Below are 12055 nucleotides of genomic sequence, written 5' to 3' on the forward strand. Positions count from 1 at the left end.
GTCCATGTTCGCCAAGGTAATGGGCGACATCGTGACGGAATATCGAAAAGGACACTTGGAGCAGGAGGCGCTGCGGGCCGAGGCGGTTGTCGCCAACTTCCTAAGCGATATTGCTGGCTGTCGCGACGAGCATTACCGCGCTGAGTCAGCGGTGAATGCTGCCGGGCCGGCTCGTCGAGCTCCCTTTGGCGCTGCGGTCTAGCGAATCTGCTTGGCCGTTGCCGGCTCCAGTAAAGCTTCTGGCATTCGCCGCGTGGCAGCCATCAGGAGCAGGAGCGATAGCAGCGCCAAGGCCGACATCCCGAGCACCCTCGTCTCAAAGGGTAATCCACTGGACGAGACGAAGGAGAAGCACAGAGAGGCGATTGCCATTGCCAACAACGCTGGCCTCGCCAAATAGCCTAGCAAGGTACCAACGGGAATCGCGGGAAACAGGTCCGCGGGAAGCGTGCCTCTGACGATGGTCAGCAGCCCGTTGCTGAGGCCATATGTTGCGGCGAAAACGAAGCACATTGTGAGGCCGCCAGACGAACAGGCCAGTAGAATGAGCGCCAAAATTAGTAGTCCGAGGGATAGTAGATAGACCGACCGTCGCTGGCGGCAGCCTCTTGGCGAAGAACAACTCCAGAGCTCTACCCGTAACCTGCATCGGTCCAATGACACTGGCGACCATGACTGCCTGCGCAGTGGTCAGTCCTCCGACCTGAAGTAAATTCAACAGATGGACGGAAATTGCTCCAAAGACGAACAGCGCTGCGGCGAACGCGCCGCCAAGAAGGTATAGGCGCCGCCCGGTTGCCTGTCGAGCGGACTCGTTAGTTGTTGGAGTGACTCGGGATTGAACAGGCCCACGCCCGGATAGCGTAGGAAGAACGAGCGCATGCAGCGGCAAGCAAATAGCGACCTGAATCGCAGCAAATATCAACAGAGTCACGCGCCAACCCCTTAGCGTTTAAATATGATGTGAGCGGCCAAAACGCTGTGCTGGCGAATCCGCCGAACAGTGTCAATGCCGAGACACTCCTCCGATACCGGTTGGCGTCAATCTGATGCAGAGTGGCAAAGGCTGGTAACCGCTAAATCCAGCACACCTTGTTGAGTCGAACTGTTACCCGGTAACGTATGCAATACGGAACGTTACCGGGTAACCATGACGAAGGAGTGCGGGATGGCGCAGACGACAGCCCAGCGGCAGGCGGCCTATCGGGCAAGGCGCGCGACAGCGGGCAAGGATGGCAACGGAGAACGTCGGCTGGACATGTGGGTAAGTAGCGAAGTGGATCTCGCACTCGCGCGCCTGGCACGCCGTTACGCGGTAACGAAGCGTCAGATGCTGGAGCGGCTGATAGTTCGAGCCGACGACGCAATCGTGCGCCGGCTCGATCCGGATTCGGAGCAATGGGACCTCTATTTCAAAGCGAGCCGGTAATGCTCGCTCGTTACCGTGTAACGGGCGAGTGCCCCATATGGCCGATCGGCGCCTTGGTTGCAGCCGGTTCGTCGTTCAGGCGGCAGGCGCAGCAGCGCTATTGGCGTTTGGCGAAGTTGAACGGCAGCAGGTCGGTGACGTCCGCGTCCGGGGCACGCTGCGGCAACTCGGTTAGCACGTGCAGCAGATAGGCATACGGCTCAACGCCGCAGGCCCGGCACGTGAGCACCAGGCTATAGACCATCGCGCTGGCCTTCGCGCCGGCGACAGTGTCGCTGAACAGCCACGACCTTCTCGCGGTTGCAAACGGCCTGATATCTCGTTCTTATCCACGTGACAGAATTATGCAGGGTCCTCACGAGTTCATGGTCGCGTAGCAGGCTGGGCTGGCTCTGTTGCAGCGCACCGGGACACGCTCTTGCTGAACATAATAAATGGTGCTTTGCTGAGGGACTCGATTGCCTCAGAGGAGAGCTACCATGGACGAGGATCGGCTCGGAGTTCGATCGTGGCGTGAGCTCGAAGAGAGTGTTCTTGCAGCGAGCCGCCAGGCGTATGTCGGCTACCTTCAAAGTCACGGCTATGCGCTTCACACCATCGGACATTATCTTGCCAGCGTCGCGCACTTCTCACGCTGGCTTACCAGAAAGCGCATCAGGCTCGATCAGATCGACGAGAATCTGGTACGTCAATTCATCTCCGTGCACCTGCCTGACTGCGACTGTCCTGGGAGAAGTAAGTGTGCATTGAATTTCACGAGGGCGGCACTCAAGCATTTGCTTAAGGTGCTTCGCGCGGAAGGTCGCATCCCACTACGGTCGTCCTTATTGCCAAGTGCTATCGTCGAGGAACTAGGCCGTCTGGATAGTTATCTTGACGAGATCCGTGGTCTCGCCGCGAGCACCCGCTGCAACCATCTGGACCACGTGCGTGACTTCCTGGTCGATCAATATGGTAATCGCCGCATTGATCCCAGTCGCATTAAGCCGAGCCATGTGCTGCATTTCGTCGTCGAGCGAAGTAAGGGGTGCAATCCGTCGACCGCCGGCGCTATCGCCAGCAGCGTACGCGTCTATCTGCGCTTCCGCCAGTTCGGTGGTGACCCTACCGAGGCATTGATCGCCGCTGTACCCAAGGTGGCGGTTTGGTCAATGGCTCGCGTGCCCAGATTGCTGACGCAAGGCCAACTCGCACAATTCTTGAATGCCTTCGACACGAAGACCGCATCAGGCCGACGAGATTACGCCATGGCACGTTTGCTAGTCGATCTTGGTTTGCGGGTAGGGGAAGTGGCCAGAATCCAACTCGATGACGTGGACTGGCATGAGGGAACGTTACGTATTAGAGCCGCTAAAGGCAGGCGTGTGGATCTTTTGCCGCTGCCCGTGCAAACCGGGCGCGCGCTGGTCAACTACGTGCGCTTTGGTCGCCCGCAGACCGTTAGTCGCGCGCTGTTCGTGCGGCATCGAGCCCCGCTTGATCGGCCGGTCAGCTCAGCCGTTGTACGCAGCGCGGTCAGGCTGGCCTACGCCAGATGCGGTTGGCCCAGTGCGTCGATGGGCACTCATTTGCTGCGCCACACGGTTGCAAGTCGAATGCTGGCCAACGGGGCGTCTCTCAAGGACATCGCAGATGTGTTGCGCCACCGTAGCCTTGATACAACCATGATTTACTCCAAAGTCGATTTCAGCAGCCTCGCGGCCGTGGTCGCACCTTGGCCGGGGAGGAGATCATGAATCAATTCCACTCGATGACTGCCCGGGTAGAGGACTATCTCACTGCCAGGCGGAAGCTTGGTTTCGGACTGAAGGCACAGGGAACACAGCTGTTCGCATTTGCCCGCTTTGCTGAGCGAGTTGGCCACCGCGGCCCAGTAACTCTGGAACTCGCGTTGCGCTGGGCCAGAGATTCTCACTCCACCAGACCAATTACCGCGGCGAAGCGGATCGGAGTACTGCGCCCGTTCGTCAGGTACCTTCAGCAGTTTGAACCTGCCACTGAGGTCCCACCATTCAAGCTACTGGGGCCCACGCATCGTCGCCCGGTGCCTCACATTTTCAGTAACGCGGAGGTCGAGGAACTCTTGGCCGCGGCTGGACGGTTGCCCCCGGCAGGGGGGCTGCAGCCAGCAACTTACGAGACGCTCTTTGGCCTGCTTGCTGCTACCGGTATGCGTATTTCGGAGGCGCTCCGGCTTGAACGTGCGGATGTAATGCTTGAGGCCGGCATGCTGAACGTTAGCAAAAGCAAATGCCGCAGATCCCGTCTAGTCCCCTTGCATGAGACGACCATCGCCGCTCTTCAGCGTTACGCTCAGTTTCGTGACCAGTTGCTCCCACTCGCAGCTGACGACAACTTCTTCCTGTCTCCGTGGGGACGAGCGCTGAAGCTCGGTACAGTGGAGGATACCTTCTGCAGACTACGCCGGCGGCTTGGCTGGGTCGCCCGAGGCGATTATCCGGCGCCGCGCATCTTCGATCTCAGGCATGCGTTTATCACGAACTGCCTGCTCCGATGGTATCAGAACCAGATCAATGTCGATAACGCGATCGCCGCCTTGTCCACTTATGTGGGGCATGTTCGCGTCAGCGACACGTATTGGTACGTTAGCGCCATCCCGGAACTGATGGCGCTGGCCGCTCGACGCTTCGAGCGATACGCCCAGGAGACTCCAAATGACTAGCTCAGATCCGGCAGCGCGCTTCTCGGCCTTGATTCAGCGGTTCTTTATGGAACGTTTAATCGAGCAGCGCAACGTTAGCCCTCGCACGGTGGCCAGCTATCGCGACACCTTTCGCTTACTGTTCAGCTTCGCTGAAGCGCATCTGCACAAGCCGCCGCATAAGCTGCGGTTGGCCGATTTTAGCGCAGACCTGATTCTCGCCTTTCTCAAGTATCTGGAGATCGCGCGTCACAACACCATCCGCAGCCGCAACGCGCGACTAGCAGCAATCCGCTCTTTTGCCCACTATGCGACGTTGCTTGAGCCTGCCGCGCTGCCCATTCTTCAGCGCGTGTTGGCCATCCCCATGAAGCGATTCGACAGGCCTATGGTTAGCTTCCTCAGCCGTGAGGAAGTGCAGGCCATCCTTGATTCTCCATCTGTCAACACCTGGTGTGGTCACCGCGATCAGGTCATGCTGGCTACGCTCTACAATACAGGCGCGCGCGTGTCCGAGCTCACGGCTATGCGAGTCAGGGACGTCGTATTGGACCGCAGTGCCTGCGTACACCTTCACGGCAAGGGGCGAAAAGAGCGCGCCGTGCCACTATGGCGTGCTACCGCGAAACAAATTCGCCGTTGGCTACGCCGGATCAATCCGGATCCGGATCAGTGGCTTTTTCCCAACCGCGCTGGCGGCCAGATGACCCGCTCCGGCGTGACAGACAGACTTAGGCTCGCCGCAGCCAGCGCTTCGACGCGCTGTCCGCAGCTTAAGACGAGACGCGTCTCTCCGCACATCATGAGGCACGCCACTGCCATGCATATGCTTCAGGCTGGCGTAGACCTCACGTTGATTGCGTTGTGGCTTGGCCATGAAAGCCCCGCCACCACCCATATGTACGTGGAAGCCGATCTGGCCATGAAACAGCGGGCACTAAACGCCATCCAGGCGCCGCAGTTCAAACAGCGTCGGTATCGTCCTTCAAACAACATTCTGGCCTTCCTCGATGGCCTATGATTATGCTTGCCCCGGGAGTCGCGTTCATCCGCCGCTTCCCATGGGCGTACTGTATTCCTGAACCCCTCTGGTAGCGCACGCTCGGCCCCGACTCGCCGCGGCCGGGCGCGCGACCGGCGGTAAAACACAGAAAGCAAAACTCTGCATAATTCTGTCACGTGGATAAGAAAGACTATGGATTCGAATCCATAGTCTTTCGATGATGTTGTTGTCCAGCGCCGCTCGCCCGTCGGTAACGTAGCGGCTCAGGTACTCCCACTGGTTACGCGTGTAGGCAATCGCCTTGCCCAGCAGGCTCTCGGGCAATACCAGCGGCGCATGTTCGTCCAGCCATGTCTTGAACGCCGCAAGTAGCGGTACGCTGTGCTGTTGGCGCAGTTGGTACGTGTAGTCGACACGCGTTTGACCTTCGGGCAGATCTGCTTTGGCGAGCGCCTCGACCTGGTACAGGGCCTTGAAGTATTCGAGGGCCTGAGCTACACGGCCGCCGGGCTTCTTCTGCCCCTTGAGCGCATCGACAAACGCTCGCCTGGCATGGGCAATGCAACCAAAGTGCTTCGGGCACTCAAGGGTACGCCAGGCGCTGTAGCCGTCGGTCATCAGCATGCCGGCGTAGCCGGCCAGGAATGCCTGCGGGTATTCCTGGCCGCGTCCGGGCTGGTAGTCGAACAGCACAACCGGCTCGTCGCTATCCTCGGCGCTTCGATAGCACCACATGTACGACTTGCTCTGCGCGGCCTTGCCTTCCTCCTTGAGCACCTGCACCGTCGTCTCGTCCGCATGGATCAGTGGTTGCGACAGCAGCGTGCGGCGCAATGCGTCGTACAGCCGGCTGTAGTGCAGTTGCGCGGGCCGGATGATCCAGTTGGCCAGTGTGCCACGGCCGACTGCAATGCCGGCGCGACCCAGCGCGTCTTCCATCCGGTACAGCGGCGTGCCGTCCACGTACTTGCCGGTGGTCACCGTCGCCAGCATTGCCGCGCTCGCATTGCTGCCCGGCAGTGGTTGCGTCGGCATTGGCGCGATCAACACCGGCGTGCGTTCGGCATTGCGCTCGCATTGCCGGCACGCGTATTTGAAGCGGACATGCTGCAGCACGGAGACTTTTGTTTCGATGTGCAACTGCTCGCTAACTTCCTCGCCCAAGCGGTGCATCGCTCCTTGGCAGCACGTGCAGATCTTCTGGTCTTCGGTCAGGTCGTACTCGATGCGCTGGCGTGGCAACTCCGCCGGCAGCGGCTTGCGGCCACGTTTGCGGCCTGCGGGCTTATCAGGCTCTGGCAGCCCCGTGTCCAGCGGCGTGAGCGCGCCATCCTCATCGTCGTCGGCCAGCGCCGCGGTAGCCATCTGCTCCGCCTCATCGAACACGCGGTCCTTGAGCTTCTCGCTGCTTGGTGCGAAGCGCTTGGACTGCGCGAGGCGGAATTGTTCCTCAAGGAGCTTGATGCGCTCGGTCAGCTCAGCGATGTGCTGGGCGTTGGTGGTAGCCTGCGCTTCGAGCTCGCGGATATAGGCCTGGGCGGCCAGCGGCAATCGGGAGAAGTCGTGTTCGTTCATGCTGAACACGATAGTGCAGCCGCGGCGCAATTAGGTATACGTCACACCGAACAACAATCAAGCCGTGTGCTGATATTTGCGCGACGGGTGCCGCTGCATGGCGTCCACGTCGATACCGTCCAGCAGCCAGTGCAACTGCTCGGTCGTCAGTTCGACCACCGTCTGCTGACGCCGTGGCCACACGAAGCGGTCTTCCTCGAGGCGCTTGAGCAGCAACCAGAACCCGTTGCGGTCCCATAGCAACAGCTTGATGCGATTGCGCCGACGGTTATGAAAGGCGTAGACGGCGCGGGCAAAGGGATCAAGCTGCATTGACTGCTCCACCAGGGCAACCAACCCATTGATCCCCAGGCGGAAATCCACCGCATTGCGGTGCAGGTAGACCTGCAGGTCAGCGTCGAGCCGGAACATCAACGCGCTCCCAACGCTTCGATCAGTGCCTTTACCAGCGCAACGTCCTGCCCGCCGCATTCTAGCTCGACCGTCACGCCGTTAGGCAACCGCGCCGTCAGTAGCGCCGGCTGCAGTGGCAGACGCGGCGATGGCTGAGGGGCAGCAGGCGCTTGGGTCCGCAGACGTTCCAGCGCCACCGCCGACTCCGGGACGCGCGTTACGCCGCTAATCTCGACGACCGGTGCGAACGCTGGCAACGCAGATTCAGCACTACCGGCCGCGGCGGCTTCATTTGCCACTTGGTGTAGCTGGATCCACTTGCGCAACTGGTTCGTATTGATGCCGAGCTTGAGGGCCATCCCTGACACCGAGACCCCTGGCCGCAGACACGCCTCGACCAAGCGGCGCTTATCCCCCGGGTCAAAGTCGCGTTTTCCGTTGGAGCGAACACGGATCACCCTCAGCGGCGGAACTTCCCATTCGTTGTCCATCATGCTTGCGTCCGCAAATAGTGGTTGCGGACGCAAGCCTGCCCGCTCTCAGCCGCAAACGCTAGGTGCGGCTAATTTCGCGCTTACAAAGGCTGGGTCATACAACGCCATTGGCATGGCCAGACCGGCAAGCACCCAGGCCGCATAGACGGTCCAGACATTCGTCGCTGACGCCAGCGCAAGCAGGGCCGCTGCGGCGACGACAGAGCCAGCACAGAGAATCCGTTTTCCTCCAAATCGGTCAATCGCCTTGCCCACATTGGGGGAGGTCAGGGAGGACGTCAGCAGGGCTAATGTGAACGCGCCAAAAAGTACCGGCTGGCTAAGCTGCAGTTCGGTTTGTATTGGCTTGGAGAGCACAGCGAAAGCGTAGTACAAACTCCCCCAGGACGCTATTTGAGCGACTCCGAGTGCCGGAATCGTATAGACCAAGCGGGCCGACGAGTCTGACCTCTCCAGCACTTTCCGGTCTCAAGCGCTTCACTCATATAGAAGCGCCCGGTCTGTGGCCGGGCGTTAAGGGTTCGAGTTTCTTACTGCGGTGTCATGCACGGCGCCAGCCTTAATGGCCAAGACGCTGATGAGAGCATCCGCTCTACCGTCTGGTGGCGCTAGCGCCCTTGGCACTTCACGGAGTCCGGCATCGTCATGCTCGGCAATTGCTTCACGACGACGCGCTGCGTCATTTTGTGCCCTGCTCAACTACAGCATCGGTCGCGCTCCTCGGCAAGCTATGCAAGCGCTCGAACCAAAGGAACATGACAACGGCAAGGGCGCCACCCACCAGTTGGCTGAGGATGAATCCAGGTGCATCGACTGGTCGGATGCCTGCAAACGTGTCGGTGAGCGAGCGTGCGATAGTGACCGTGGGGTTAGCGAATGACGTCGATGCCGTGAACCAGTAAGCCGCCGTGATATAGCCGCCGACCGCAACTGGGACAAACTCCAGGCGCCGCTTCGCGACGTTCAGAATGACCGTAAGCAAGCCGAACGAGGCCACAACCTCACTCCACCACTGTGATGGGCCGGTGCGCACATGCCCCGACACTTCTATCAGCGGCAGGTCAAACATGCCATGAGCGGCCACCACGCCGGCAATCGCCCCGAGGCCTTGTGCGACGACATAGGCTCCAGCGTGCTTCCAGCGCAGCTTACCAAGGCAAACCTCGGCAAGCGTCACGATGGGATTGAAGTGTGCGCCTGAGATATTAATGAAGGTGGCGATGAGCGCCACGAGTCCCGCGCCGGTCGCCAGGGTATTGGCGAGCAGTGCAATTCCGACATTGCCGCCGGCGAGCCGCTCGCCCATGATGCCGGAACCGACGACGGTCGCGAGGAGGAGCGCGGAGCCCAGGAACTCCGCGACTACGGCGTGGCGCAATCTCATGGTTTTGCTTTCCCGATGTTGGTCACTTCCTTCTTCACCGCAAGCCGGTCGAGAGATGCGAGGGGCAAGCTCTTGAAGAGGTCAAGCCTCTTGCGAAGTGTGGCTGCGGCGTCTTTGAATGCACGCTTCTTTGTTTCATCCGAGCCCTCAACAGCGGCAGGGTCTGGAACCCCCCAGTGCGCGGTGATGGGTTGCCCTGGCCAGATGGGGCACTGCTCGCCTGCGGCCTGGTCACACACGGTGAACACGAAGTCCATCACGGGCGCATCCGACGTGGCAAACTCACTCCACGACTTGCTTCGAAGGCCCACGGTGGGAAGTCCCATCTGTGTCAGGAGTTGCAGCGTCAAGGGATGGATTTCTCCCTTCGAGTGACTGCCAGCCGAGTAGGCCCTGAATCGCCCGCCCCCGAGGGCATTCAACTGAACCTCGGCCAGCACGCTGCGCGCTGAATTGCCGGTGCAAAGAAACAAAACGTTGTAAACCTTATCACTCATGTCGAACACCGCGTGGGTAGGCAAGTCCCGGTTATCAGGTCGCACCGATGGCAGTGACATCGATGTCGCCAACCCGTTGCAGCTCAGCGCGAATGGCAGTCTCATCGAGGTCCTCAAGTGGCACCTTGAGGAATGCCTCGACGCGGTACTTAATCTGCTGGAATACCTGCTCGAAGGCGGCACGCTTCGCTTCATCAGTGCCCTCGACCGCGGCGGGGTCATAGAAACCCCAATGCGCGGATGATGGGTGTCCAGGCCAGAGCGGGCAGACTTCCCCTGCAGCTTGGTCGCAAACCGTGATGATGAAGTCCATGTGCGGCGCATCGGCCTTGGCGAACTCGTCCCATGACTTGCTGCGCAGATTCGACAGGTCGTACCATGTCTTCTGGACCTGCTCGACAGCGAACGGATTCACCTTGCCCGACGGCTGGCTGCCCGCACTGAACGTCTTGAAGCGGCCATTGCCCATAGTTGCCAGAAGGGCTTCGGCCATGATGCTGCGTGACGTATTGCCAGTGCAGAGGAAGAGGACGTTATAAGTGTCTTTGCTCATTTGTCGCGAGTGCGAAAGGTGATGGTGGCTGGCGTAGGAGCGCAGCAAGCCGAAGCGGATGCGTCGGGGCGCGATTCGCCGAACGTAGGGATTGAGTCAAGCGTGTGGTACGACTCCCACGCGATGCCTTGGGGGTCTACAGTCCAATACTTGTCCGACTTGGCATAGCAACAGTTGGTGCCAATCTGCGCTTCCATCGGAAGCTCCGCATTGGCGAGTCGCGTCTGCATTTCGTTGAGTTCCTCTTCGGACTCGACCTGGACACCGAGGTGGTCCACGCCAGCCTTGCGGCCACGCATGGAAATCGCGAAGTTGACGCGCGGGTCCTCCAGCATCCATTTCGCGTAGTCGTCCTTAGTCACGGTTGGCTCGCTCGCGAAAAGCGCTGAGTAGAAGCGGATGCTCTCCGCCAAGTTATCGACGGATACATGGACGTGCAGTCTCTTCATCATTTGTCCCCACAGGTCGCGCAATCACTATCCGGTATCGCGGCACAGGGCTCCCCCTGGCAGCAGTTCTCGGTCAGAAATGCAATGAGTTCATTCATGGTCGCGTAGTTGGCCGAATAAATAACGTACCGGCTTTCCTGCCGAGAGGTCACCAAGCCCGCATGCGCCAACTCCTTCAGGTGGAAGGAAAGCGATGACGGCGGTGTATCCATCGCTTCGGCGATGCGCCCCGCAGACATTCCCTCAGGCCCAGCACGCATAAGGAGGCGGTAGACCTCAAGACGCGACGCAGCGGCAAGTGCTGCAAGCGCCGCAATAGCTTCGCTCGTTTCCATATTTCCACGATATACGAAATGAAGAGCGGTCGCAAGAGAAGGTTTGATGACGACTCCCGGTAAGAAGTGTTGCCCGAGCGGCCAAGATAGTTGTCGTTCGACCGGTCAAAGTAGTTGACGCTCTACAGGCTCCGAAGCCGCTCAGTGAGCGAGAACTGTGAAGTCATGCGCAGCCGAATTATCACTCGACCTTGAAATGCTCGACGGACTGGCCTGCATTCACCGCGCGCTGTAGCCAGTCGGGTAGCTTTCCGTTGCCATCCCAGACGTGGCCGGCGGCGTCCCTATAGCGAACGCAAGCAGCGGTATTTGCGTCGGAGCGCGAGGGCCGCTCTGAAAAGCATCCGGCCGCGACCAGGTCATCAATGGAGATACCGTTGCGGGCCATTTGCGACTTTACCCAAAGAATGGCGTCCGCACGCTGCCGTAGCTGCTGCATCTCGGAGCCATAGGGAAAGGCGTGAAAGGGTTGGGTGGCGACTTCAGCCACAGGTAAGCGCTTCGTCATTGACTAAAAAGCGTGGACGGCGTGCCTTGATGTGATGGCCCTATCGTAGCGGGCTACCGCTCGCAAAGCCACGGCATGAGAACCTCAAGGCGCCGTGACCCAGCGTGGTTTGGAGTGTGAGAAACCAACGCCGGTTCCGAGCCGCCTTTGCGCTTCGTGTGAAAAAAGCAAGCGAGCAGCGCGCGACTGACGCTGCTCGGCTATCGAATTCGCTGTGGGGGGCGCAGCGAATTCGGTGTATCGGTTTTGGCATCCGCTTAAAGTACGAATCCTGTACGAAAGGGCTGCTTCTTACTCACAGCGGCCTAACGCCTAGAAAGCTTCCGCTTCACTTTGTCAAGCACGTGCTGGTGCTTGTCCGCGGCTTCCTCCCATGTGAGCGAGTCGAACGTCTTGTTAATCGCGCGAGCCCGCAAACTTGTCCGGAACATTGGCGGCTTGTCGTCGTGCTTGCTGGCCCATCCCGAGAAGCAGGTCCAGACCTCGGCATTGTATTCGGGCAGCAAATCCTTTATTTGGTAGGCGTTGCTCTGCCAGGAACTCCAGCGCGCGTGAACGCCATAGTCATAGACGCGAACCGGCCGGCCGACGTCGTCGAGTATGTAGTACCGGTCGTAATCCGGGTCGATGGGACAGGCCTCGTAGCCGCCCGGCGGTGCTGGCGGATGCGGAGGGACTTCCAGTCGTGGCATGGTCGTAGTCGATACTGTACAAATGTACAGTATAACGGCGCCGACACAGGCCGGCAAACTTGGTTCTCCGGATGAGGGCGG

Annotated in this window: 15 protein-coding genes and 2 pseudogenes; 5 read left to right on the forward strand and 12 right to left on the reverse strand. The window is 59.8% G+C overall.

The features are described from left to right. Positions 1-4 precede the first annotated feature (4 nt). Entirely contained in the window at positions 5-202 is a 198-nt protein-coding gene (locus tag K307_RS20645; RefSeq protein ID WP_042880887.1) for a hypothetical protein, read from the forward strand. A 966-nt stretch (positions 203-1168) separates the two neighbouring features. After that, positions 1169-1429 (forward strand): hypothetical protein, encoded by a 261-nt coding sequence (locus K307_RS20655; protein WP_042880889.1) that lies wholly within the window; start codon positions 1169-1171, stop codon positions 1427-1429. Between the two features lie 97 nt (positions 1430-1526). Here the strand turns inward: K307_RS20655 and K307_RS46350 are convergent. Then, a pseudogene (locus tag K307_RS46350) lies at positions 1527-1754 on the reverse strand (transposase domain-containing protein); the annotation flags it as partial. A gap of 154 nt (positions 1755-1908) precedes the next feature. Here K307_RS46350 and K307_RS20660 point away from each other — a divergent pair. Genes K307_RS20660 through K307_RS20670 form a run of 3 tightly spaced genes read left to right on the forward strand, consistent with a single transcriptional unit; the run spans position 1909 to position 5112 of the window. Beyond that, the gene (locus K307_RS20660) at positions 1909-3165 is read left to right on the forward strand and encodes a site-specific integrase (protein WP_042875949.1); all 1257 of its coding nucleotides are present in this window, start codon (positions 1909-1911) and stop codon (positions 3163-3165) included. After that, a complete protein-coding gene (locus K307_RS20665) occupies positions 3162-4112 on the forward strand; it encodes a tyrosine-type recombinase/integrase (RefSeq protein ID WP_042875951.1) in 951 nt (316 codons plus the stop codon). Before K307_RS20660 ends, K307_RS20665 begins: the two co-directional genes overlap by 4 nt. Beyond that, positions 4105-5112, forward strand: a complete 1008-nt coding sequence (locus K307_RS20670) for a tyrosine-type recombinase/integrase (RefSeq protein WP_042875952.1) — start codon at positions 4105-4107, stop codon at positions 5110-5112. The genes K307_RS20665 and K307_RS20670 overlap by 8 nt, the downstream gene beginning before the upstream one ends. Before the next feature lie 192 nt (positions 5113-5304). On the opposite strand, the pseudogene tnpC reads toward K307_RS20670, so the two are convergent. From tnpC to K307_RS20725, 11 genes and pseudogenes are all read right to left on the reverse strand, one after another. Further along, positions 5305-6669: pseudogene (tnpC, locus tag K307_RS20675) on the reverse strand (IS66 family transposase); the annotation flags it as partial. Between the two features lie 57 nt (positions 6670-6726). Further along, a complete protein-coding gene (tnpB, locus tag K307_RS20680; protein ID WP_042875947.1) occupies positions 6727-7080 on the reverse strand; it encodes an IS66 family insertion sequence element accessory protein TnpB in 354 nt (117 codons plus the stop codon). Further along, positions 7080-7556 (reverse strand): IS66-like element accessory protein TnpA, encoded by a 477-nt coding sequence (gene tnpA, locus K307_RS20685; protein ID WP_042880890.1) that lies wholly within the window; start codon positions 7554-7556, stop codon positions 7080-7082. Before tnpA ends, tnpB begins: the two co-directional genes overlap by 1 nt. A gap of 45 nt (positions 7557-7601) precedes the next feature. Continuing rightward, on the reverse strand, positions 7602-8015 hold the full coding sequence (locus K307_RS20690; RefSeq protein WP_042880893.1) for an MFS transporter: 414 nt from the start codon (positions 8013-8015) through the stop codon (positions 7602-7604). A 220-nt stretch (positions 8016-8235) separates the two neighbouring features. Further along, positions 8236-8940 carry an aquaporin gene (locus K307_RS20695; RefSeq protein ID WP_042880894.1) on the reverse strand — a complete coding sequence of 235 codons (705 nt, stop codon included), beginning with the start codon at positions 8938-8940 and terminating at the stop codon, positions 8236-8238. Beyond that, complete coding sequence (locus K307_RS20700) at positions 8937-9437, reverse strand: arsenate reductase ArsC (protein WP_042882397.1); 501 nt, start codon at positions 9435-9437, stop codon at positions 8937-8939. Before K307_RS20700 ends, K307_RS20695 begins: the two co-directional genes overlap by 4 nt. A 34-nt stretch (positions 9438-9471) precedes the next feature. After that, positions 9472-9990, reverse strand: a complete 519-nt coding sequence (locus tag K307_RS20705; protein WP_042880896.1) for an arsenate reductase ArsC — start codon at positions 9988-9990, stop codon at positions 9472-9474. Then, complete coding sequence (locus K307_RS20710) at positions 9987-10439, reverse strand: ArsI/CadI family heavy metal resistance metalloenzyme (protein ID WP_042882399.1); 453 nt, start codon at positions 10437-10439, stop codon at positions 9987-9989. The genes K307_RS20705 and K307_RS20710 overlap by 4 nt, the downstream gene beginning before the upstream one ends. Next, positions 10439-10774, reverse strand: a complete 336-nt coding sequence (locus tag K307_RS20715) for an ArsR/SmtB family transcription factor (protein WP_042880899.1) — start codon at positions 10772-10774, stop codon at positions 10439-10441. The genes K307_RS20710 and K307_RS20715 overlap by 1 nt, the downstream gene beginning before the upstream one ends. 181 nt (positions 10775-10955) lie before the next feature. After that, positions 10956-11264 carry an H-NS family nucleoid-associated regulatory protein gene (locus tag K307_RS20720; protein WP_419187130.1) on the reverse strand — a complete coding sequence of 103 codons (309 nt, stop codon included), beginning with the start codon at positions 11262-11264 and terminating at the stop codon, positions 10956-10958. Between the two features lie 323 nt (positions 11265-11587). Then, positions 11588-11974, reverse strand: coding sequence for a hypothetical protein (locus K307_RS20725; protein WP_155301187.1), 387 nt, complete (start codon positions 11972-11974; stop codon positions 11588-11590). Positions 11975-12055 lie beyond the last annotated feature (81 nt).

It is taken from the genome of Cupriavidus necator A5-1, from assembly GCF_000744095.1.
Taxonomy (GTDB): domain Bacteria; phylum Pseudomonadota; class Gammaproteobacteria; order Burkholderiales; family Burkholderiaceae; genus Cupriavidus; species Cupriavidus necator_A.

Excerpts from the sequence above, each read along its gene's own strand:
- K307_RS20645 (WP_042880887.1), top strand. The coding sequence starts at position 5 with ATGTTCGCCAAGGTAATGGGCGACATCGTGACGGAATATCGAAAAGGA.
- K307_RS20655 (WP_042880889.1), top strand. The coding sequence starts at position 1,169 with ATGGCGCAGACGACAGCCCAGCGGCAGGCGGCCTATCGGGCAAGGCGC.
- K307_RS20660 (WP_042875949.1), top strand. The coding sequence starts at position 1,909 with ATGGACGAGGATCGGCTCGGAGTTCGATCGTGGCGTGAGCTCGAAGAG.
- K307_RS20665 (WP_042875951.1), top strand. The coding sequence starts at position 3,162 with ATGAATCAATTCCACTCGATGACTGCCCGGGTAGAGGACTATCTCACT.
- K307_RS20670 (WP_042875952.1), top strand. The coding sequence starts at position 4,105 with ATGACTAGCTCAGATCCGGCAGCGCGCTTCTCGGCCTTGATTCAGCGG.
- tnpB (WP_042875947.1), bottom strand. The coding sequence starts at position 7,080 with ATGTTCCGGCTCGACGCTGACCTGCAGGTCTACCTGCACCGCAATGCG.
- tnpA (WP_042880890.1), bottom strand. The coding sequence starts at position 7,556 with ATGATGGACAACGAATGGGAAGTTCCGCCGCTGAGGGTGATCCGTGTT.
- K307_RS20695 (WP_042880894.1), bottom strand. The coding sequence starts at position 8,940 with ATGAGATTGCGCCACGCCGTAGTCGCGGAGTTCCTGGGCTCCGCGCTC.
- K307_RS20700 (WP_042882397.1), bottom strand. The coding sequence starts at position 9,437 with ATGAGTGATAAGGTTTACAACGTTTTGTTTCTTTGCACCGGCAATTCA.
- K307_RS20705 (WP_042880896.1), bottom strand. The coding sequence starts at position 9,990 with ATGAGCAAAGACACTTATAACGTCCTCTTCCTCTGCACTGGCAATACG.
- K307_RS20710 (WP_042882399.1), bottom strand. The coding sequence starts at position 10,439 with ATGAAGAGACTGCACGTCCATGTATCCGTCGATAACTTGGCGGAGAGC.
- K307_RS20715 (WP_042880899.1), bottom strand. The coding sequence starts at position 10,774 with ATGGAAACGAGCGAAGCTATTGCGGCGCTTGCAGCACTTGCCGCTGCG.
- K307_RS20725 (WP_155301187.1), bottom strand. The coding sequence starts at position 11,974 with ATGCCACGACTGGAAGTCCCTCCGCATCCGCCAGCACCGCCGGGCGGC.